This window comes from [Mycoplasma] cavipharyngis, from assembly GCF_042984175.1.
GTDB classification, from domain to species: Bacteria; Bacillota_I; Bacilli_A; order Mycoplasmatales; family Mycoplasmoidaceae; genus Mycoplasma_N; species Mycoplasma_N cavipharyngis.
On record NZ_CP155569.1, the window covers coordinates 815111 to 839488 of the forward strand.

Consider the following 24378-nt stretch of genomic DNA (forward strand, 5'->3'; position numbering starts at 1 on the left):
TATGGTTTTATTGAAATTTAGTGATCATTCTGATGCTTATTATCAAGCTTCTCTTTTATTTCAACAATCATTTCATGAAAAACCAAATGCTTTTCACTATTTATGACAAGCAAGTGATTTAAATCATTCTTATTTTTTTAGATCAAATAATTCTTCAGAAATTATTGGGATGTGCTTGAACACAACTAAAACTTTTAATTTAGTTAATCAAGCAAAAATATCAACGATTTCATTATCTTGTGTTTGTATTGCCCCTAAATATCGCAAACAAGGTTTAAGTCGAATTTTTTTAGATCAAGTGATTAAAAAAGTTGAAAATGAATTTGACTATATTTTATTACAAGCAGAAAATTTTAATTATTATCGCCATTTAAATTTTTATGATGCAATTAATTGTTATCAAACAGAATGAATTCCTCAATATGATAATCAACTATTAATTAATTTAAAAATTTATAAGTACAACCAATTGATCAATTGAAAGCAGTTATATTGTTTGTTTCAAAATGATCAAAAACGTCATAATTGTCAATGATTATTATCTTATGATCATTTTGTTAAATTCAGTAAGTATAAATTAGTTAATCAAGAAATAATTTATCATTATCAAACTAGTTTTTGTTTTGTTGATAGTGATCAGTTAATTTCTGCTTATGGTTTTAGTGATGTTAATCATTTTATTGAATTATTAAATCATTTACCACATCAAAAACTAACTTTAATTTTAGATCAAGAAGATTTTGATTTAATAAATCAAAAAACAAAAAAATTATTAGTTCAAAACAAAGTTTTAATGGTGCAAATTAATCAAAAATCAGGTAGGAAACACCAATTTTGTTTGTGAAGTTATTTTGTTTAATTAATTTTAATTTTTTAAATAATTTTATTCTCTTCAATTTCATCAATCGAAAAATTATCCATATGATAATCAATTACCATTTGACTATTTTCAAAACCAAAATTTTTCTTAGGAATTAATTTTAAAATTAAATCACCCATAAAATTTTCATTACGATTACCAAAATTTTTATAAACAATCGTTTTAGTAGATAACTGATCTTTTTTTCAAGCAATATTAACTGCCATTCGCTCTTTTAAATAACGTTTATTAAAACAAAAATGACAATAATTATTTTTATGATGTGATGTTGATTGACAAAAATTACATTGATACAAACGATAATAACGAATGATTTTTTGAAAATCTTGACTTAAATAAAATTCATCAAAATAAAATTTTGCTGATAAATTTAGTTGTTCTTTTTGCTCATCAACGCTTTTAACAAAAGTTTGATAGTCTTCACTATGAACAATGACACTTTTAAAAACGTTTTCAGCTAAAATTTGTTTAGCACTTAAACGATAATGATCAAAAAAATGTTGTTGATAATAACAACGCAAATAAATTTCTTTTCTTGCTAAATTTGATTCGTTTAAAATTTTTAGCACTACTGCTCAATCAATTTGAAATGCTTGACAATATTTTCGAATAATTTTACGATCAATTTTAATGTCAAAGGAATTATCAAAATAATCATTTCAACTTTTAGTTTCACGATTGGTTTGATTATGATCTTGATATTCTTGAGAAAATTCAGTAGAATCATCATAATTGTTTCAAAAAGTTTTAGTGTTTCTAAAATCAGAATTATTAAAATCAGAAGTGGTTGTTTCATTAAAGCGATTATTAAAACCATAAATTTTATCAAAAACAGAAGTGGTTGATCGCCCTTCTTCTCAAGCATCTGATTTATAGTTTTCAAAAAAATTATCAAAATCTTGATCCAAATAATTTTGTCCAAAAAATTTTGAATCATAATTACGTCGTGATGCTTCATCAGATAGAACAGCATAAGCCTGATTAATTAAAATTGTAATTTCATGAGCATCATCTTTTTTATAAACATCAGGATGAAATTTTTTTAAAAGTTTATAATATGATTTTTTAATTTCGTTGATATCAGCATTATAATCAACTTTTAAAATTTGATAGTAATTGATTTCTTTCATATTACACTTTTAGCAATAATTTATAAATAGATTCAAATAATTTTTTAAGATTAAAAATTATTTTTTAATGTTGTTTCATGACAATTTAGACATCAGTTGGGTTTTTATTAAAAACACTAGTAATTTTATTTAATATTTTTTTAAATGTACGATTGTCTAAAACATCAAATTTTTTCTCTTGATGGTTCAATAAGCGTTTAATATTGGCTTTATGACGTAAAATAATTAAAACAACTGAACAGAAAATTAGGAAAAAAACATAAGTAGTTAATACTCAATCGACTGAAAGTCGTTCTTGCATCGATCCACCACTATTACTATAATCAAAAAGAAAAAAGCCATGAGCAATTAAATTGTTTTGACTAATTCAATAAAATGATCTTAATTCATTAATTCAATAAATAATAGCAATAATAATTACAGAAATAATTGATGATAAAGAAACATATTTAAATGCAAATTGTAATGTTCATCAAATAATTACTAATGCTATTCCTAATCAAGGTGAAATAAAAAAAGATAAGCCTAAAAACGAAGCCACTCCTTTACCACCATTTCTAAATTTAGAATAAATTGGAAAACAATGAGCAAAAACAGCTACAACAGGAGTTAAATAAATAATAAAAATGATTTTATAAGGAAAATCATTATGCTTGAAGACATTGCTGAAAAAAATATTGGGAACAAAATCATTTGGATTATTAATAGATGCATTATTAAAATTAAAAATGATTCGACCAACATAATAAGCAAAAAGATAAAAGAAAAAACCAGCTAAAATTACTTTTATCATGTCAAAAAAAGCAACTAAAAAACCTAATCAAAGTTTACTTAAACGGGCTAGATTTGTTGCGCCAGCATTTTTACTACCTTGATTTAAAATATCAACTTTAACTAATTTGCTTAAAATAAGAGAAAATGAAATTGATCCAAATAAATAACCAATAATAATCGCAACTAAAATAAAGCAAATCATAATTAAAACAATCATAAAAACAAATATTTCTTCCTAATAAGATATTGATTATTATTGAAAATCATTTAGTTCAAAAATTATTATAATAATTATTAACTTATAATAATTCAGATTGCTTAATTATATCTTAACAATTGATAGATTAGTTAATTAACTTTGAAATTAGCACAAATCCAACAATATATCCAATCATCATTAAAAAAATCAAATTAGTAGATAACCAACTACGTTTACAACTAGGTCTACTTGCAGATGTTGCTAATAAAACATAAAGAATAATTGAAAAACCCATTCATGGTATTAATCGTTTGGCATCTTGATTGTCAATTGAAGGATCATTTAGTAATTTAGCAAAATTATTGCCATATAATGGATTGAAACTAATAAGATTACTATAAAAGGGAATTGATAAATTAAAAACACTAGAGCCTAAAATACTTGCTCCTGCAGTTGCAAATAATCTTTTGCGACATAATGTGATAAATAAAGTTATTTCAGGCAAACTAGTAGCAATACTTAAAAAGAAACTAGCAGCAGCACTTTTAGGAATGCCAATCACTTCTGAGCGATTAACAATTCCACTATTAAGATAAGCAAAAAACGCTAATGAAGCTGAAAAAAAGATAATGAAAAAAATTAAAAAATATGGATTAATTTTTCAAGCTCATGTTTTTGTTAATGATGGACTATACAAATCTTCTGATTCAGGATTAAATTTATAAGTATAAATCGAATAAGTTAATCAACTTAGAAAAAATAAAAAATTAATAAAACTAAAACCATTAACACTAAAAACTTCACCTCAAGATGGTACTAGTAAAAATAATAAAATCAATAAATATTCAATTAATGTAATTAATCATAAAATAAAATTAACTTGAATGATTGGATTTCAATTAGATAAATAAAATTGATTTAATTTTTGGTTCTTATTAATTAACTCATTAGTTGTTTCAGATGTCTTACTACTAATGGAGCTATAATAATAATTAGATATAGTTTTAAAAGGCAAAAAAACAACTGATTGTTTGATTCGATCTAGTTTAGAACGAAATTGTTCTTTATTTTTAAAATAAATTAAAAATAAACTAAATCCAAAAATTGACAAAATAAAAATTTGTACAGCATTAGCACCAGTAATATTGAAAAAACTAAATAAAGTTTTTTCAGGTAAATTTGTCAAACGATCACTAACACCTGCATAAATGCTTGTAAAAAATTCAGGCAATGATGTAAAGGTTGATAAAACAACCCCACCAATAAAAGTTGGAGAAATTTTAAATTTAATCGCAAAAATTTTAATGCATTTTGCAGCAAATGAAACACTAACAATTACTAAACACGAAAAAAGAAAAAATCAGCCAATAATTTGTGGACCATTTCACAAATGATCTGGAAAAGGAATCCCACCTATATCATTTAACATTATTAGATCAATTCTAATTTTTTAAAAATAATTCTTATTTAGTTGTAATTTAATTGATTAAAAAGTAATATTTTCATTTTTTCAATCAAAAACACAACTTATTATCTATTTTTTAATTTTTTTTAGGCAAATAAGCCTTGAATTATAACTTGCTGAATCAAACTATACATGAAATTATTGATTTACTTATATTTTTTTATTTATTTCTGATTAATAACAATTAAACTAAAAAATTAAGATTATTCAAAAATAATCTTCTTATTGTGATAAAATCAATCGTGATTAAATTATTTTTAATAAACCAAGTGTTTATTTTAAGCATTTTGGCTTATAAAATAATCATCATAATTACTTTTTTTATAAATAATAAAAGTAAGTTATTAAAACGAATTTTGTTTTAAACAATTAGAATAATTTCAAGGATTAATAGAAAAAATAGATTATATCTTCTTCTATTTGAAATTAAAATTAATTTAATTAAATCATTAAATATAAATTGCATTATCATAAAATGATTTTTGCTAAATTTAATCAAAAAATCTAATATGAAAAATTTAATCAAAAAAAATAAAAAAACTCAGCCTTTACTAAGCAAACAAAATAAAAAACTAAATGCAATTACTGAAGTTAAAGTCGATCTTTCTAGTTCTAGAAAATCATTTGCACCTTTTACTAAAGTCAATAAAGTAAAATTAAGTAAAGGTTTGTTTGCCAAAATATTATTATCATTAATTGGTTTTAGTGCCTTTGCTTTTGTTCCATTAGCAACTTTAACAGTTAGTGATAATGATCCATATAACACTAGTTTGTTTCGTGAAATTAGTAGTAAAGATATTGATAATGAAACAGAATATGCTAAATTACCACTTGTTCCAGTTTCATATGGTGAATTAATTAGAGGCACTACTCGTTATAATGATGGTAATTATGTTTTATATTTAGGGACTGGAGCATGTTCACATTGTACTGAATTTTTGTTTGATGAAGCAAAATATGCCAAAAATGGTGTGCCACCATTAGGCAAATCAGAATCTAATGCTAGATGATCAAGGGGGATTTGAGGTAAAGGAATTAAATACGCATCAACTAATTTAACTCCTAATAAAATCAATTACTTAAAATCAAGCATTAAATTTGTGATGTTTGAAGATGAGCCACCATCATCAATTCAAAGTTATAGTGATCGTTTATATACTTTTCCATGAAAAAAAGAAGAAGCTAATAATTTAAAAAATGGCATTATTGCTGGTCAGTATGTTAGATATGATCAGTCTGCTCATAATTTCCGTAAAATCTTTGCTTATGCTAAATCAATTCATTCAGAAATTATTGGTACACCAACTGTAATGGCGTTTAGAGCGGGTAAATTCTATTGGTATGATTTTAATAAATCTGCTCCAACTCCTGCTCCAGCTAAAACTGATGATAAAGATAAAAATAAAGATAATAATGAGAAAAAAAATAATACTACAGAAGTAACATCATCAGGCTCATACACTAGTTTTGCTACTTTTTTAAATAGTACTTATCAAACCCTATTTTAAGCATTCAAAATTTTCATAATGATAATTGCTAAAATCACTACTTTAAAACTTTAATTAAGGTAGTGATTTTTATTGTTAAAAATTAATTAATAATGATATTTTAAATTTTTCCTTTTAAAATTAATCCTAAATTTTAAAATTGATAAAATAAGAAAAAATATTTTTGAGAAAATAATTAAATTGCTAATTATGAATGATGAATTGAAAAAAAGTTATCAAACAATTATTAAATACATGCAAGTTGATGGTCTTTCTGGTTATGAAGAAGCTGTAGTTGATCTTTTTAAACAAGAAACTGCAAAAATTGCTTCACACAATCAATTAAGTTATCAACGTGATGGTTTAGGATCGATTATTGCTCATTATCCTAATGCCAAAGGACCAAAAATTTTATTAGTTGGTCATTTAGATGAAATTGGGTTTTTAGTTCAAGACATTTATGATAATGGTCAAATTGCAATTGCTAATGTTGGTGGAATTTGACCCCAAGCAATTACTGCTGCTAAAGTTGAACTAACAACAAGTTCACAAAAAAAGTTTTTAGGTGTAATTGGTCATACATCAATTCACATCCTACCATTTGAAAAACAAAATCAAGCCTTGAAAATGAAAGATTTATTTGCTGATTTTGGTTTTGTTTCAAAAGATGATGCAATTGCTCATGGAGTTGAAGTTGGTGATCTGATTCATTTTAAAACCGAACCATTTTTAATGCAAAATAATTTATTTGCTGGTAAAGCAATTGATAATCGAATTTCTTTAGCAATTCTAGAACTATTAATTGAAAATTTAAAAGATGATAATTTAATTAATAATCCTTATTTTGTTGCTACTAGTCAAGAAGAAGTTGGTTGTCGTGGTGCTAAAACAATTGCTACAAAAATTAAAGCTGATCTTGCAATTGTGATTGATGTTTGTGCTTCTCATGATACTCAAGGAGCAATTCCAGGTAACACTAAATTAAATCAAGGTGTTGCAATTGCTGTTAAAGATGCTTATAATTTGATTAATCCTAAATTATTAAAATACATTGTTAATTTAGCTCAATCGCACCAAATTCCCATTGTTAAATATATTTCTCAAGGTGGTGGAACTGATGCTAGTGAAATTCAGTTTGGTAGTGATGGTTTACCAACTTTAATTGTAAGTATTCCTGAACGTTATTTACATTGTAGTATTGGTGTTAGTAGTTTAGATGATTTTAATCATTTAGTTAATTTACTAACTGTTTTTATTAAAAGTTTTAATTCAGAATCACTAAAACAAATTCAGTATCATTAACTTAAATTGTTTTTTAATCAATTAAAATTTGACAATAATTTTTCGTTTTTGAATTATTAATTAAAGGTTTAAATAACTGATTAATCAAATCAAACTAATCAGTTTAACTATTAATTAACTAAGATATTGAATAGTTAACTATAATGTCAGTATAAGATTGTATTAAATATTAAATATCCAATATTTCTTCTTATTTAAATCAAAATTATAAAATATTCAATTTATTAATTAAATTAAAGTTATTAATTTAATTAATACTTAAATTATTAAAATCATAAAGAAAATTTATTATATGAAATTGAAGCGATTCAAGAAAAACAGCGTCTTTTTTGGACTGCTTGCAATCAGTGGTAGTTTAGTGCTGAGTGCATGTAGTAACAATGTTGCAACTGTTGGTGAATCTAATACTGATCGTATTTTGGTTGGTTTAGCTGATCCTGATAATCCTAGATGAGTTAATGCTAGAAAAGAAATTGTAAATAGTTTATTGCAATATAAAGATAAAGAAAATAAAACATATAAAGTAACATCAAATATTACTAAAAGCCAAGTTGAGCAAACTAATTTTTTGCAAACCCAATTATCATTAAATCCAATTCCAAAAGCGGTTGTTGTTGGCGCTAATGATGATGGTGCTGCTACTATTGCTAATGAAGCAAAAGCCAAAAACATTCCTTTTATTGCATATGATCGTTTAATTAATTCTAGTGACCAATATTATTTTTATGCAGCTTTTGATAATGCTAAAGTTGGTGAATTACAAGGTTTATGATTAGCATCCAAAATATTAGGTAAACTTACTAACAACAAATTATTTCAATCAAAAACTGATTTAGAAACTTGAATCAAAGCGGGTGAAACAAGTGGAAACCATGAAGTGGGCAAACCTCATTTAGATCAACTTGAAGAACAATATATTTATGCAATTGCTGGAGCACCAACAGATAATAATGCTAAGTTTTTCTATAGTGGTGCAATGGGTGTTCTTGATCTTATTACTAAAAATGATAAATTAAAAAATAAAGTAAAAATTGTTGGTGGTACTGAAACTTTTGATAAAGCAGCAATTGCTAACTGAAATTATAGTGCTGCTCAAACAAAAGTCGCAGGATTTTTAAGTAGTCCTGAATTTGCAAAAACTAAAGCCTTTTTAGCACCAAATGATGGTATGGCATTAGCAGTTATTAATGCTTTAGAAGCTAATAAAAATGATGCTAAAAAATATTACATTAGTGGTCAAGATTCCAATTCTGAAAATTTAAAAAGAATTTCTGATGGTTATCAATTAATGACCATTGCAAAATCTGATAAATGGAATGCAAAAGTTGTTGCGATTTGAGCTGATTACATGATTAAAAATAATCCAGTCCTTACTAAAGAAAATAGTAAAACAATTGCTCAAAATGTTTTAATTGAAATTAACAAAGATACAACAATTGCAAAATTCAAAGCAGATTTGAAAAAATTAAGTGGTTTTCCAACAACAACTTCTAGTGGACAACCTACAGATACACAGATAATGATAGATAATTTTGTTACATTAGATCAAACGACTTACAAACCTACTAACTCGGCTGGTGGTGAGTTTGATCCAGTAAATACATTCTTATTAAATCCAATTTTAGTTGATGGTGCTAATATTAATGTATATAATCAGATTTTTTCAGAATCTAAAGAATCTAAATAATAAAAAAATTAATTAATAAAATCTTACAGAAAGTTTATTACATGAAATTTAAGCGATTTAAGAAAAACAGTGTCTTCTTTGGACTACTTGCAATTAGTGGTAGTTTAATACTGAGTGCATGTAGCAACAATGTTGCAACTGTTGGTGAATCTAATACTGATCGTATTTTAGTTGGTTTAGCTGACCCTGATAATCCTAGATGAGTTAATGCAAGAAAAGAAATTGTAAATAGTTTATTGCAATATAAGGATAAAGAACAGAAATCATATAAAGTAACATCAAATATTACTAAAAGCCAAGTTGAACAAACTAATTTTCTTCAAACCCAATTATCATTAAATCCAATTCCAAAAGCGGTTGTTGTTGGCGCTAATGATGATGGTGCTGCTACTATTGCTAATGAAGCAAAAGCCAAAAACATTCCTTTTATTGCGTATGATCGTTTAATTAATTCTAGTGACCAATATTATTTTTATGCAGCTTTTGATAATGCAAAAGTTGGTGAATTACAAGGTTTATGATTAGCATCTAAAATACTAAGTAAACTTACTGGCGGTACTGTATTTCAATCAAAAAATCAATTAGAAAATTGAATAAAAATGGGTGAAGCAAAAGGAGCGCACGGTACTGGTGCTGGAGGTATGGGTGGTGATACTATAGGCATGAGTCCAATGGGTATGGAAACCGCTCATTTAGCTCAACTTGAAGAACAATATATTTATGCACTTGCTGGAGCACCAACAGATAATAATGCTAAATTTTTCTATGATGGTGCAATGGATATTCTTAAAGTTATTACTGAAAATAATGTATTAAAAAATAAAGTAAAAATTGTTGGTAGTAGTAGTTTTGACACTGCAGCAGTTGCTAACTGAAATTATAGTGATGCTCAAAAAAGAGTTGCAGGCTTTTTAGGTACTCCTGAATTTCAAAAAACTAAAGCCTTTTTAGCACCAAACGATGGGATGGCATTAGCAGTTATTAATGCTTTAGAAGCTAATAAAAATGATGCTAAAAAATATTACATTACTGGTCAAGATTCTAATTCTGAAAATTTAAAAAGAATTGAACAAGGTTATCAATTAATGACCATTGCAAAATCTGATAAATGAAACGCAAAAGTTGTTGCAATTTGAGCCAATTACATGATTAATCATAAACAAACACTTGATAAAAATAATAGTAAAATGATTGCTCAAAATATTTTAACTGAAATCAATAAAGATGCAACAATCACAAAATTCAAAGATGATTTTAATAAATTAAGTACTGCTAAACCTAAAACAACCTCTGCTACTCCAGAAACAGCGGCTATGCACACAATGGTAGATAGTTTTGTTACATTAGATCAAAATACTTACAAACCTACTAACCCAACCGGTGGTTCATATGATCCAGTAAATACATTCTTATTAAAACCGATTTTAGTTGATGGTAATAATATTACAACATACAATCAAATTTTTTCAGATTCTACTCCTAAACAATAAATAAAAGTTAATTAGTAAAATATAAAAACCATTTCTTCTATGTTTTTAGAGGAATGGTTTTTTTATGATTTTTTTTAATAATTGAAAATTCTAACTTAAAAATAAATTCAAATTCGATTTTTAATGTTGATTTCATTGTTGTTGCAAGAGAAATATTTTGAATATAATTTCCTTTAACAGTACTTGATTTATGGGTTAGTAATAAATCAATAATAGTATCATAATTTTTTTTAATTGATCAACACTAAAATTGTTTTTATCAATTCGAATATCAATATTATCAAAAAATCAATTCCACAAGTAACAGCATCTTCTTGATCGAATAAATCATCCATTACTAAAATTCAAATTGATTTACTTACACTATGTACTAAAGCAAAATTATCATGTAATTGTTATTCAAATTTAGTAGTGTTTAAATTTAGTTTAAAAACAATATCAACTAATTCAACCAATTAAGCATTTGTTTGTTCTTTTAAAATTTATAATGCTTTTTTTTAACAAAACTGTTGTTGTAGTTATTTTTATAAAAGTAAATAATTTATCTGTATAAGAAGTAATAATTGTTGTAACAATATCATTAATTTAATGTTTAGTACATTTTGTTGAATTGCTTAATAAATTCACTCATATTAATTCCAATTAAAACCAACGCTAATCCTTTTAGTTTGATCACTAATTAATTTGATTTTAGTAATTAAATTAATTTTTTTATGCAATCAGATGTGAAACTTTGTTAAATAATTTTTTTATTCTTATTGTAATTGAATAATGAACATCATTAAAATCTATTTACATAACTGTTAAATCTTATCAAGTTAATGATTAAGATTAAAAATTAAAATATAAAAATTTAAATTGATTAATTTTAGTTAATTAAAATTTAGTTAATTTTTAGTTTTTTGAATTTTTTTAATCATCCAACTAAAGTTTTAAATAACTGATTAATCAATTAAACTAGCAAGATTAAGTATTAATTAAATAGGATGTTTAATAACTAACTATAATAACAATATAAGAGATGATATTAAATATTAAATATCAAATATTTCTTCTTATTTTTAAATTAAAAATATAAAATCTTCAATTTATTAAATTAAAGTTAAAAATTATTAATTTATATAAATTATTAAAATCTTACAGAAAGTTTATTACATGAAATTTAAGCGATTTAAGAAAAACAGTGTCTTCTTTGGGCTACTTGCAATTAGTGGTAGTTTAATACTGAGTGCATGTAGCAACAATGTTGCAACTGTTGGTGAATCTAATACTGATCGTATTTTGGTTGGTTTAGCTGACCCTGATAATCCTAGATGAGTTAATGCAAGAAAAGAAATTGTAAATAGTTTATTACAATATAAGGATAAAGAACAGAAATCATATAAAGTAACATCAAATATTACTAAAAGTCAAGTTGAACAAACTAATTTTCTTCAAACCCAATTATCATTAAGTCCAATTCCAAAAGCAGTGGTTGTTGGAGCTAATGATGATGGTGCTGCTACTATTGCTAATGAAGCAAAAGCCAAAAACATTCCTTTTATTGCGTATGATCGTTTAATTAATTCTAGTGACCAATATTATTTTTATGCAGCTTTTGATAATGCAAAAGTTGGTGAATTACAAGGTTTATGATTAGCATCTAAAATACTAAGTAAACTTACCAATGGCGTAGTGTTTCAATCAAAAGAGCAGTTACAAACTTGAATTAAAAAAGGTGAAGAGAGCGGAAAACACGGTACTACTGGAAGTATGGGTGGTGATACTATGGGTATGAGTCCAATGGATATGAAAACCCCTCATTTAGATCAACTTGAAGAACAATATATTTATGCAATTGCTGGAGCACCAACAGATAATAATGCTAAGTTTTTCTATAGTGGTGCAATGGAAGTTCTTAAAATTATTACTGAAAATAATATTTTAAAAAATAAAGTAAAAATTGTTGGTGGTACTGAAACTTTTGATAAAGCAGCAATTGCTAACTGAAATTATAGTGCTGCTCAAACAAAAGTCGCAGGATTTTTAAGTAGTCCTGAATTTGCAAAAACTAAAGCCTTTTTAGCACCAAATGATGGTATGGCATTAGCAGTTATTAATGCTTTAGAAGCTAATAAAAATGATGCTAAAAAATATTACATTACTGGTCAAGATTCTAATTCTGAAAATTTAAAAAGAATTTCTGATGGTTATCAATTAATGACCATTGCAAAATCTGATAAATGGAATGCAAAAGTTGTTGCAATTTGAGCTGATTACATGATTAAAAATAATCCAACACTTAGTCAAGCTGGAAGTAAAGCAATTGCTGAAAAAATTTTAGCTGAAATTAATAAAGATGCAACAATTACAAAATTCAAAGCAGATTTAGATAAATTAAGTCCTAAACCAGCAGCAAGCTCTACTTCAGATAATAAAAATCAAGTGGCTCAACACACAATGGCAAATACTTTTGTTACACTAGATACAACTACTTACAAACCTACTAACTCAGTTGGCGGTGAGTTTGCTGCAGTAAATACATTCTTATTAAAACCAATTTTAGTTGATGGTGCTAATATTACAACATACAATCAAATTTTTTCAGATTCTACTCCTAAACAATAAATAAAAATTAATTAAGTAAAATATAAAAACCATTCCTTATAAAAAATAAAAGGAATGGTTTTTTTATGCTCTTTTAATATTAAAAACTTTAATTGAAAAATAAATTAAAATTCAATTTTCAATCCTGGACTCATTGTTGTTGAAAGAGAAATATTTTGAATGTAATTTCCTTTAACAGTACTTGGTTTGCGAGTTAGTAATAAATCAATAATCGCATCATAATTTTCTTTTAATTGATCAACACTAAAATCGGTTTTACCAATTTGCATGTGAATATTACCAAAAGAATCAGTACGATATTCACTTTTACCTTTTTTAAATTCAATTACTGTTTTCACTAAATCATTAGAAACTGTACCTAATTTAGGATTAGGCATTAATCCTTTAGGACCTAATAGTTTACCTAATTTAGCTAAATGAGGCATCATTTTTGCTGAAGTAATAATTAAATCAAAACCTAATCAACCTTGTTTGATTTCATCGATTTTATCCATGCCACCAAAAAAATCAGCCCCACAAGCATCAGCATCTTCTTGAGTGAATAAATCATCAATTACTAAAATTCGAATCGGTTTACTTACAGTATGTGGTAAAGTAAAAGTACCACGTAATTGTTGTTCAGGTTTAGTAGTATTTAAATTGAGTTTAACAGCAATATCAACTGAAGCAACAAATTTCACATTTGATTGGTTTTTTAAAATTTGTAATGCTTCTTTAGCAGGATAAATTTTTTTAGAATCAATTGAAGCTAAAATTGCTTTATATCGTTTAGAACGTTTTGCCATAAATATTTTTTAGTTTAACCTTCTGATTGATCTTTCTTATTTTTTAATGGATTGACACCTTCAATTTCCAATCCCATTTGTTTTGCAGTTCCTGCAATCATACGCAACATTGCTTGTTCATCATAAGCATTGGCATCACTTAATTTATAACGAGCAATTTCTAAAGCTTTTTCTAAACTAATTTTGCCAACTTTTTCTTTGTTAGGAACTTTAGCACCTTTTTCAATTCCTGCTGCTTTTTTTAATAAAACTGTTGTTGGAGTTGTTTTTACTTCAAAAGTAAATGATTTATCTGTATAAGCAGTAATAACTGTTGGAACAACATCATTGATGCGATCTTTAGTACGTTCGTTGAATTGCTTAGTAAATTCACCCATATTAATTCCAATTGAAGCTAATGCTGGTCCAGGTTTGGCTTGACCACCAATTAGTTCAATTTTAGCAATTCGATTAATTTTTTTTGCAGCCATATAAGCAACTTTCTTAAATATTTTTTCTTGTTCTTATTGTGGTTAATAATGAGCAATCATTAAACTCTACCACATAACTGTTTATATCTTATTTTTAATGATTAAGATTAAAATCAAAATATTATCAATTTAATTTATTTTAGTTATTTGATCTATATTTTTAAGTTAATTACTAATTGTTTTTTGTAGTAACAACAGGAACAATTTCAACTTTAGTTTTGCGTTTTAAATATGGGCGGTATTTAACAATTCCATCTTTTAGAGCAAACAAAGTATCATCACCACCTTGACCAACGCCCTTACCAGGAAAAATGCGATTACCACGTTGGCGATAAATTATTTGTCCTGTTTTAGCAGTTTGACCATCAGCTAGTTTAGCGCCTAGAAACTTAGGATTAGAATCACGACCGTTTTTAGTTGATCCAACTCCTTTTTTAGAAGCAAAAAATTGCAAATGATAAATTATTTTTGACATTTTAACAACTTCCCTTTCTTTTAATTTAATTAATTTGCTTAATTTGAACATAATTAGGATAATGTAATGCAATCTTTTTTAGTTGAAAAATTAATAATTGCCTTTGAGCAACTAATTGTTGGTTATTTAAAGCAGCAGTAGTAAATTTCGCTTTAATTTGTGCTGGTTCAATTGTTTGTTGAATAATTATATTACTGTTTTTAATTCATAATTGACAAGCACCTAAAACTACTGCACTCACTCCTGCACATACAATATCATTATTATTGTCATAATTAGCATGTCCAGTAACAATAATTGTTGATGGACTAATAAAAATTTCAATCATTCATTAAACTTTAATTTCTTTAATGATTAATTTAGTATAACCTTGGCGATGACCTTGACGTTTAAAGTGGTGTTTTTGAGGAATAAACTTGATAATCTTAATTTTTTTTTGTTTACCATGTTTAACTACTTCACATAAAACATAAGCATTAGCCAATGTTGGTTTACCAACTTGATTATTAGCCATTAAAACTCGATCAAACTTTACTGTTTGACCAACTTCAGCACTAATTGGTTGAACGTATAAAGTATCACCAACATTAGCAGTATATTGTTGACCACCAATGACAAAAACTGCAGCCATAATTACCTCCTTCTTATAATTTTTTTTAATTGCAAAACTAATTTTTTGCAGCAAACAAACACTAGATTTTAAATTCCTAGTGTTGATGAAAATTAACTAAATAACATTTAAATCAATAATATCTAAAAAATTATATCAAAAAAGATAATAAATAGATATAATAACTTATTATAGATAACATCAGGGGCATTTTTAAAAATTCTTTTTTAAAAATTGAGAAGTACTCTTAAATTAGCTGATCTAGTTAATACTAGCGGAGCAAGAATGTTAAAAGATCATTTTTGATTAAAATAATAATTCTTGCTTAGTAGAAAATCATCAATTACAAGCAAGAATTTTTTATTGTTTTAATCAATATGGCTTTAATTAAGTTTAATGCAGTTAATGTTGCATATAATCCTAAAATTAAAATCAATCTACAAAATATTAGTTTTAGTGCTAATCACAATGATGTTGTTTGCATTATTGGTAAATCAGGCACAGGTAAAACAACTTTACTAAATTCGATTTTACATAAAGAAATGGTTGTTAGTGGCAACATCATTTTTTTAGATCAAGATTTGAAAACATTAAATAAAAAAACGTGAAAAAAAACAGTTAGAAAAATTGGTTATTTATCACAAACAGTTAATTCTTTTGAAGATGATACTGTTTATTTAACAATTAAACGTGATTTAATGAACCAGCAAGTGTGATGGAAAAAAATTTTATTTTATTTAGACTATCAACAACGACTTAATATTTTTCAAACACTTGATAAGCTAGGAATTATTGAACATGCTTTTGCATCAATTAACCAATTATCTCAAGGGCAAAAACAAAGAGTGGAAATTAGTAAGTTATTATTAAAAAAACCCCATTTAATTTTAGCTGATGAACCAACTTCAGCTTTAGATCAAGTTACTGCTGAATTAACGATTGATTTAATTAAACAATTACAAAAAATTCATTCTTGTTGTATTCTAATTAATATTCATGATCTTAATTTATTAAAAAAAATTTCTAATAAAACTTTAGCAATCAAAAATGGCAAAATTTTATTTTATAAAAAAACTAAAGATGTTACTAAAGAGGATCTAGACTTAGTTTATTAAATAATTATGATTAAACACAACTGATTTTTTGATTGGTATTATGATCAAAATCACACATTAAAAAAACAAATTCGACCTTGAGTTAAGTTCACATTAGTAGTTTTAGTTATTAGTGGTTTAATTGTTTTATTTTGATCACAAAATGTTGGTTTTTACTCACAAAGTTTTTCACTATTTACTAGTTATCTTAAATTATTATTTAATCCTATTAATGTTAATTCAAGTTATCCTTCATACAATTTAACATTATTATCAATTAACTTTTTATTTATTACTTTAGGTAATATTTTTTTAGGAACGATTGCAGGATGAATTACTGCATTAATTACTGCTTATTTAAGTTCATATCATTTTTTAAAACAACGTTGGCTTTTAATCATTAATTGAATCATTATTATTTTAAGAGCCTTTCCTGTTTTTGTTTTTATTGGATTATGAAAAACTGGTTTTAATAATTATAGTGTTGCCATTATGATTTATTATTGGTTTACTTGATTATGATTACATAAGTATTTTATTAATCTTTTCAGAGGTTTAGATAATAAACAATATCATTTTCACCATCGTATTGGCTATAACCAATTTATGTTGTTTTATCAATTTGTTTGACCACAAATTCAAGATAAAAGTTTTCTGTTTTTAATTTTTTCAATTGAATCTAATTTGCGTTGGACATCAATTTTAGGATCATTAGGAATTTCTGGAATTGGTTCATTAATTTATGAACCAATTGTTAAAGCAGAAAAAAACTTTCAAGAAGTTTTAATTCCATTTGTTTTTCTATTTATTACTTTATTATTTTTTGAAATTTTATTAAGTTTTTATAATAGTTTAACTAAAAAAATAAAACGAATTAAATCATTAAATCCTAAAGTTAATGCCAAAAAAATTTATCATTTTGATCAGCTAAAATTAGTTTTATTCTTTTTTTTCACCATCATTATTATTTATTCACTAACCCAAATTAATTTTACTAGTCCAGATAATGCTAATATGATTAATTATATTGCTCAAGTTTTTGATATTAGATGAAATCTTTTTGGTATTAGTAGTCTTGATGATAATCCCTTTTATTTATTCTTTTTAGTCATTTTACAAGCAGTTACAATTTTTATTTGAACGATTGTTTTTGGAATCATTTTTGGAATTTTATCTTCTCATAAAGTGATTAATAAATATTGTGCTTATAGTTTTGCTGTATTTAATTTATTAATGCGATCATTTCCAATTGTTTTATTATTCTATTTATTTAATCCGATTTTTAATACACCCCAATCAACTGCAGTTGTTTTAATTATCTTTCATAATAGTTTTAGTTTAGCTAAAAAAATTAATGCTGTTTTATACCGGATTTCAAGAACCCAAATTAATTATTATCGAATGCTAAAATACTCTTATTTTTGAATTGTTTGACATTATTTATGACCTAACATTAAAAAAGAAATTATTAATTTAAGTGGGTTTGAATTTGAAATTGCCGTTCGTGATGTTGTCATTATGGGTGCGTTTGGTGCTTCACTTTTTGGACAAAAATTTGTTGCTCTAGAAGTGAGAAATCCTTCATCGTTTGCTGTTTATTTATGAACTTTTTGGGCTGGTATATTATTTTTAGAATTTAGTTCTTATTTACAAAGAAAATTGTTAATTAAAAATATTCAAAAAAAATATTTTTGATCTAAAATATGAACTAATCTTTATTGACAATTCAAAAACAAAATAAGATTAAACAAACAATAATGTGATTAATCACTAAAAATTTAATTTTTAATTATCTTTAAATTAGAAATTAAAATATCCAATATTAATATTATTATTAAAGTCATTGAATTAATATCTAATATTACAAGAAAGAAATTATGTTTAAACTTCCTAAACTAAATTATGATTACAATGCTTTAGAACCAGAAATTGATGCTAAAACAATGGAAATCCACTATACTAAACACCATCAAGGTTATTTAGATAATTTAAATGATTGTTTGAGTAAATTTTATCCTGAAGGATTTGAAGTTCCTATTGCTAAATTAATGATTGAATTTAACCATTTGCCTGAAAACATTAAAACAGTTGTTCGTAATCATGGTGGTGGTTTTACTAATCATAATTTTTTCTGAGAAATTCTATCACCTGAAAAAAATCAAGCAATTCCTGAAGAATTAGAACAAGTTTTAATTAAAAGTTTTGGCAGTTTTGATCAATTTAAAGCAAAATTTGAACAAGTTGCTAAAAGTCGTTTTGGTTCAGGATGAGCCTGATTAGTTTTTAATACTAATAATACTTTAGAAATTATTTCTACTCCTAATCAAGATTCACCATTAATGAATCATCAAATTCCAATTTTAGGACTAGATGTATGAGAACATGCTTATTATTTAAAATATCATAACCGTCGGGCTGAATATTTAACTAATTTTTGAAAAATTATTAATTGAAAAAATGTACATCGTAATTTAATTCATGCTCAATCTTCTTATAGTGATAATCCTGAAAAAGTATGTTGTAGTGGTTGTTCATAATTAATTATGAAAGATTAATAATTCTCACATAAACTCATAATAAAAGTAGTTGCTTTCTTAATTAAAAGATTGCAACTACTTTTATTTATATTGCATCATTTTAAAAAATTAAATTTCTTGATATTCTGGTAATTGATCAATTAAGTCAAGTGTTTCTAAACTTAGTGTAATTAATGACAAAATTAAATCAAAAACATATTTTCCACCTTTAACTTGATCGAATTTATTGGGGTCATTAATGATATTTGATTCAGGATCAATTGAATATTGATATTGTCTAATAATTCAATTTAAAACTGGTCGACCACCTACTTGATAATCATGCATTTTTAAAGGAATGTTTTTGATCGTAATATAATCATTAAATTTCAATGTTTGTCTATCTTTAGATAAGGCCATTTTTCTTATTTCATAATGTTGTTTGCTCAATTGGTTGGGATCAACATTAAAGTATTCAATCTTAACATTTTGATTAGCTGGAACATCTTCATAATTAACATGAAGATCCAATAATTTCTGACCGATTTCCACAATTTTTTCAAAGTGGTTCAAATAAGGAATCCGTGGTAATTCTTGCATCAAATTGTTGTGATATTTTTCTTTGTAAGTAGGATGATGAAATAGGGCGTATATATATATATATATATATATATATATATATATATGGAACTCATTGATATTAGGATTATTATATTTTTTCCTAAATAAATTAACTAATTCTGAATTAATTGCATAATTTTTATTACTAGAATTATTTTCAAATAAGTTAGGTTCTTTGTTGTTTTGATATCAATATAATGGATAACATTGGTTCCCTGAAATAAAACCACGATCTACTAATCCTTTTGTTGCTAAACAACTAAATTCTGATCAATCTGATGATTCTGATGTGGAAATTAAAATATTTTTTGTATCATTTTGAGGAAAAATATTTAATGAACGATATTTATTTTGAATAATTTGTTCATTAAAATAAAGATAACGTTTAACAAAAGGTTTGTAATAACAAGTTCTTATTTCAGTTTTTTTATCATCTATAAATTCTTTGTTACAAATCAATAAAAATTGAGAATAACTAATTTTTATTTTGAGATTTGAATTATTGTTAATATAATCAATAACATATTTTTCTTGATCATCAGAATTGTTTATTGATTGAAATTTAGCATCATTATGTAATTCATTTGCTAATCTATTGAATTCTTTGATATACTCCTTCATTTTTTCATTTAAAGATTCTTTGTCAAATGAATATAACCATTCGTTTTTAGTTGTTTCAATTCCTAAAGAATAATTTTTATTAAATAAAGATATTTGATTATTTTTTTTATTGCCAATACTAATAAATTTATAGAACTCTGGATTTTTATGATTTAATCAATCATTATTTTTATCAGGAATAATTTTTTTAAATTCTAAATTATAAATCGATTTCGTTTTTTGAATTTGATTAAGTTTTTCTTGAGTTTTTAAACTATTAGTTATTTGATAATAATTAATATGTGATTCAGAAATTTTATTATTATTTTTTACAAGAAAAACAATACTTACAGCTGTGCCACATTTTTGTCCAAAAACATTACCACCTTCTTTTGAATTAAATTTTCTAAAATTACCTCTTAAATCAATAATATAAACTTGATAAAATTCTTTTTTTAATGCTGCTCGAAATTTTCTAAAAGCAAGATTTTTAATAAAACCGCCATTAGTAATGAAACCAATAATTCCATTATCACCTAAACGATCAGTTGCTCATCTAAATGCTCTTACATATGAATCATAAACTAAACTTGAATTATATGAACCATCTACATATTTACTTCTAACGATTTTATCAAAATTGAAATAACTAGTTCTTTTATTATTATCTGATCGATTTTTTTGTTTGCCAGAATATGGCGGATTACCAATAATAATGCGAATATTGGCTTGATCTTGTTCTTTAGCTTTATTATCAACTTCTTGAAACGGGTAATCATTTTCAAATAAAGAAAAATTTTTGTTTTTATTAAAACGTTTTTCTGATAACTGAAAGGTATCGGTTAATAGAGCATGATTAAAAGATAAATATTCATGAGTTAATCGACCATAAATATCCTCGATATTAATTAATGCAATATAGTATGCTAATAAGTGGATTTCATTACATCAAACATCATTTAAATATTTATATTTTAAAGTCTGATTATCAGCACCTAATTCTTTAAATTTTTCTAATAATCGAACAATAAAAGTTCCTGTTCCTGTAAATGGATCAAGAATTTTAATATTTTCTTTTGCAATTGATTGATTAAATTCTCTTTTTAAAATTTCACTAACTGAATTAATAATAAAATCAACAATTTCAATTGGCGTATATACAATACCAAATTTTTCTGCAGTTTTAGGTAAAGCGTGTTGAAAGAAATTTTCAAAAAGAGTTTTAATTAATTTTTGTCTTCCTTCTGATGCTTTAATATTTTGAACTTTTTCTTCTACCTCTTGATAAAATTTTGCTAAATTTTTTCTTTCAATTTCAGTGCCATTAAATTTCTGTACCATTGCCTCCATTAATTGTGCTACAGGATTAATATCAATAATTTTATTTTGATGAAAAATAGCACGTAAAACTGGTAATGTCACAACATGTTCTGCTAACATATTAATCACTTCTGTTTGACTAATTTTTGGATTTAATAATTCTTGCATTTTCTTTAAAAAAACATTAAAAGAATTATTTAATTTTTGATTATTTTCTAATTGTTGTTTAATTTTAATGGCAATATTATTAGTAATTTCACCAACATTTTTTGATCAATTTTCTCAATATGAACGATCGCCACATTTTTCAACAGTTGCTGCTGTAAAACTTTTAGCAATTGATTTTAAATCTACTTCAGTTGCTAAAGTATATTTTAAAGCAGGATTTGTTGTAGGTTGATCAGTATCAAATCCTTTTTGATCATAAAAACCATCAGGAGAATAAAATTGATTTAGTTTAATGACACAAATATTATCAGGCAAATCTCCTGTTACATCTGCTTTATTAATTTTAGTATTTAATCTTTCATCATGTGATCTTAATGCTTTAATCACTCTTCAAACAGTTTTATATTGATCTTTTTTTATTATTTCTGCTTCAATTGATTGAACATCATTAACAAAAACAGGAATAATAACATAACCATATTTTTTTTCATCACCCTTACGCATCACTCTACCAACTGCTTGAATAATATCAACTTGAGATTGTTTATCATTCATAAAAATGACTCCATCTAATAAAGGCACATCAATTCCTTCGGTTAAACATCGTGCATTAGTTAAAATATGGCAATGATCAGATTCAATTTCTTTACTTAACCAATTAATTTTTTCAGTTTTGATCTTAGATGGATCTCTACCTCTAATAACATCTGCAACAGGAATAACAATTCGATCATCATTTAAATAGTTGTCTTTAGAAAATTGATTAAATGCAGCAGCAATATTTTCAGCATCTTCAATTCTGCTACAAAAAGCAATAACGCGTTTCATTGGTGTTGGATCATAACTAAAATTATAAGTTTTGCTTGAAATTTTTGAGATGGCATTTAATGATGCAATTACTTTAGCATTAGTATCAAGATCAATTTCTAATGATCCATCAGTTGCTTGTTTATTGGTTACTTCAAAAACAATAACACGATAGTCAGATAAAAGTTCTTGAGTAATTGCTTGACCAAAACTTAAACGATGAAAAAGCGGACCATAATGCTCATCTTGGTCCATTGAATAAACATCATAACCTTCTTTTTTAGCTTGTTTTTTAGCACGTTCAGTATAAATTTTTTCAGTTGCTGTCATATACAAACGTTTTTTAGCAGGCACATAACGATCTTCATGAATTTTCATGAAATTAACATTTTCTTTTTCATCATGTTTAAGATAACCACCAATTGTTCTGTGTGCTTCATCACAAACAGCAATGTCAAAAACAAGTTTATGTTTTTTTGCTAGTTCAGCAATAACATTAATTGATTGATAAGTTGAAAAGAAAATATTAACTTTTCTAAAATGACTATGATATTGATTAGCAATTTTTGCTACATCAGTTGTAGCGCGAATTGGTAATGAATTTAAAATTTGATCACTTAATTGATCAATATTTTCAATATCAGCAGAACCAACATCTGAACAAATGGCAAAAGTTCTTAAATCATCAAACTCTGCTTGAATTCTTCATTCAATAATTGTTTGTGATAATAAAGCAATTGAAGGAACTAAATAAAGGACATTAAATGCTTGATTAGGTTGATGATGTTGGTGATAAAGTTGTTCAACAATTTTTAGTGAAGTAAGTGTTTTACCAGTTCCACAAGCCATAACTAATTTCCCACGATCACTTGTTTTAAAACCATCAATTACAGCTTTAACAGCATCTTCTTGATCCCTTCTTAATTTCTTTTTTTCTAAAAAATTAATTTTCTGATTTTTAAAAAAATCTTTTCATTGAAATTGATCTCAATCAATATCTAATTTTGAGATTTTTTCTGGACCAAAAAAGATAAATTTATTTTGATCAATATTTTTACTAATGTTATTAGTAGTAGCAAAAAGATAGCGATCATTACTAAAAGAATGGGTTTGATTGTCAATAACAAAATCAAAAGTAGTACTTTCAGAAACGAAAGTATCAACATCCTTTTTTTGAATTTTGTTATTGGGATTAAAAAATTTACATTGAATTGCTCGATAATTATTATCTTTATCTAAAGCAACAAGATCAATTCCCATATCGGTTTTCTTACCTCTTCCAGGAAATTGATCCCACATTCAAACTTCTTTAATTTCACTTTTAAAAAAGGGATCAGTTCTTAAAATCGCTTGACATAATAATTCAAAAACTCTACCTTTTTCACTAGTGTTTTTAACACGTTGTTCTAGTTGATCAAGTAGATCTGAAAATTTTTCTAAATTGGTCATTATTATTTTCTTTTTATCATCAAAATTTTTATTCAAGATATCAATTTATTGTTGACATCAATTACGAAAATTATAATCTTTTTAATTAGATTAAAATTTTAAATTTTGCTATTATTTCTTGTTCTTGTGATTTTAAAAATAGTTGATATAAATCTAGACAATATTTTTTATTTAATTAAATCTATTGCATTGAAACGATACTAATAATTTTAGTATGATAGTATTGATAGTAATTTTTAAGTTCACAATTTTAAAAATTAAACACTGCAATTTTAGTATACACAAGATCAATTTAATAAACAAACTAATACTATTAATTTTTTAGAAATTAGAACATAATAACTATATCTACAAAAACCAATCATCTTAATACTCATTAACTTGATAATAATTATTAATACTAAAATTTCTGAAATCAATTATTTTATTATTAAGATTATGA

General features: G+C 25.2%; 18 protein-coding genes and 1 riboswitch. Of the genes, 9 read left to right on the forward strand and 9 right to left on the reverse strand.

The window, feature by feature from the left end; translation table 4 throughout:
* Position 1: 1 nt before the first annotated feature.
* A complete protein-coding gene (locus MCAV_RS03250) occupies positions 2 to 859 on the forward strand; it encodes a GNAT family N-acetyltransferase (RefSeq protein ID WP_391591693.1) in 858 nt (285 codons plus the stop codon).
* Between the two features lie 14 nt (positions 860 to 873).
* Here the strand turns inward: MCAV_RS03250 and MCAV_RS03255 are convergent, their stop codons facing one another.
* The 3 genes from MCAV_RS03255 to MCAV_RS03265 form a co-directional block, all read right to left on the reverse strand.
* Positions 874 to 2010, reverse strand: a complete 1137-nt coding sequence (locus MCAV_RS03255) for a J domain-containing protein (RefSeq protein WP_391591694.1) — start codon at positions 2008 to 2010, stop codon at positions 874 to 876.
* Between the two features lie 85 nt (positions 2011 to 2095).
* The gene (gene plsY / locus MCAV_RS03260; RefSeq protein WP_391591695.1) at positions 2096 to 3001 is read right to left on the reverse strand and encodes a glycerol-3-phosphate 1-O-acyltransferase PlsY; all 906 of its coding nucleotides are present in this window, start codon (positions 2999 to 3001) and stop codon (positions 2096 to 2098) included.
* 127 nt (positions 3002 to 3128) lie between these two features.
* Positions 3129 to 4412: a hypothetical protein gene (locus MCAV_RS03265; RefSeq protein ID WP_391591696.1), complete on the reverse strand. Its 1284-nt coding sequence runs from the start codon at positions 4410 to 4412 to the stop codon at positions 3129 to 3131.
* A 545-nt stretch (positions 4413 to 4957) separates the two neighbouring features.
* Here MCAV_RS03265 and MCAV_RS03270 point away from each other — a divergent pair.
* The 5 genes from MCAV_RS03270 to MCAV_RS03290 all read left to right on the forward strand — a co-directional run bounded on the left by MCAV_RS03270 (position 4958) and on the right by MCAV_RS03290 (position 13021).
* On the forward strand, positions 4958 to 5956 hold the full coding sequence (locus tag MCAV_RS03270; protein WP_391591697.1) for a hypothetical protein: 999 nt from the start codon (positions 4958 to 4960) through the stop codon (positions 5954 to 5956).
* A 189-nt stretch (positions 5957 to 6145) separates the two neighbouring features.
* A complete protein-coding gene (locus MCAV_RS03275; protein ID WP_391591698.1) occupies positions 6146 to 7237 on the forward strand; it encodes a M42 family peptidase in 1092 nt (363 codons plus the stop codon).
* Between the two features lie 292 nt (positions 7238 to 7529).
* Entirely contained in the window at positions 7530 to 8924 is a 1395-nt protein-coding gene (locus MCAV_RS03280; RefSeq protein WP_391591699.1) for a substrate-binding domain-containing protein, read from the forward strand.
* Between the two features lie 41 nt (positions 8925 to 8965).
* Positions 8966 to 10414: a substrate-binding domain-containing protein gene (locus MCAV_RS03285; RefSeq protein WP_391591700.1), complete on the forward strand. Its 1449-nt coding sequence runs from the start codon at positions 8966 to 8968 to the stop codon at positions 10412 to 10414.
* 1155 nt (positions 10415 to 11569) lie between these two features.
* Entirely contained in the window at positions 11570 to 13021 is a 1452-nt protein-coding gene (locus tag MCAV_RS03290) for a substrate-binding domain-containing protein (RefSeq protein ID WP_391591701.1), read from the forward strand.
* Between the two features lie 104 nt (positions 13022 to 13125).
* Here the strand turns inward: MCAV_RS03290 and rplA are convergent, their stop codons facing one another.
* From rplA to rplU, 5 genes are all read right to left on the reverse strand, one after another.
* Positions 13126 to 13806, reverse strand: a complete 681-nt coding sequence (gene rplA, locus MCAV_RS03295; RefSeq protein WP_391591702.1) for a 50S ribosomal protein L1 — start codon at positions 13804 to 13806, stop codon at positions 13126 to 13128.
* A gap of 14 nt (positions 13807 to 13820) precedes the next feature.
* Positions 13821 to 14276 (reverse strand): 50S ribosomal protein L11, encoded by a 456-nt coding sequence (gene rplK / locus MCAV_RS03300; protein ID WP_391591703.1) that lies wholly within the window; start codon positions 14274 to 14276, stop codon positions 13821 to 13823.
* Between the two features lie 172 nt (positions 14277 to 14448).
* Positions 14449 to 14751 (reverse strand): 50S ribosomal protein L27, encoded by a 303-nt coding sequence (rpmA, locus tag MCAV_RS03305; protein ID WP_391591704.1) that lies wholly within the window; start codon positions 14749 to 14751, stop codon positions 14449 to 14451.
* 25 nt (positions 14752 to 14776) lie between these two features.
* Positions 14777 to 15079: a ribosomal-processing cysteine protease Prp gene (locus MCAV_RS03310; protein WP_391591705.1), complete on the reverse strand. Its 303-nt coding sequence runs from the start codon at positions 15077 to 15079 to the stop codon at positions 14777 to 14779.
* A 3-nt stretch (positions 15080 to 15082) separates the two neighbouring features.
* Positions 15083 to 15436: a 50S ribosomal protein L21 gene (rplU, locus tag MCAV_RS03315; protein ID WP_391591706.1), complete on the reverse strand. Its 354-nt coding sequence runs from the start codon at positions 15434 to 15436 to the stop codon at positions 15083 to 15085.
* A 118-nt stretch (positions 15437 to 15554) separates the two neighbouring features.
* A riboswitch (TPP riboswitch) is annotated at positions 15555 to 15662 on the forward strand.
* 76 nt (positions 15663 to 15738) lie between these two features.
* Between rplU and MCAV_RS03320 the strand changes: the two genes are divergently transcribed.
* The 3 genes from MCAV_RS03320 to MCAV_RS03330 all read left to right on the forward strand — a co-directional run bounded on the left by MCAV_RS03320 (position 15739) and on the right by MCAV_RS03330 (position 18992).
* Positions 15739 to 16476: an ATP-binding cassette domain-containing protein gene (locus MCAV_RS03320; protein WP_391591707.1), complete on the forward strand. Its 738-nt coding sequence runs from the start codon at positions 15739 to 15741 to the stop codon at positions 16474 to 16476.
* A gap of 6 nt (positions 16477 to 16482) precedes the next feature.
* Entirely contained in the window at positions 16483 to 18213 is a 1731-nt protein-coding gene (locus MCAV_RS03325) for an ABC transporter permease subunit (protein ID WP_391591708.1), read from the forward strand.
* A 119-nt stretch (positions 18214 to 18332) separates the two neighbouring features.
* A complete protein-coding gene (locus MCAV_RS03330) occupies positions 18333 to 18992 on the forward strand; it encodes a superoxide dismutase (RefSeq protein ID WP_391591709.1) in 660 nt (219 codons plus the stop codon).
* Between the two features lie 108 nt (positions 18993 to 19100).
* Here MCAV_RS03330 and MCAV_RS03335 read toward each other — a convergent pair whose 3' ends face one another.
* A complete protein-coding gene (locus MCAV_RS03335) occupies positions 19101 to 23936 on the reverse strand; it encodes a type ISP restriction/modification enzyme (RefSeq protein WP_391591710.1) in 4836 nt (1611 codons plus the stop codon).
* Positions 23937 to 24378 lie beyond the last annotated feature (442 nt).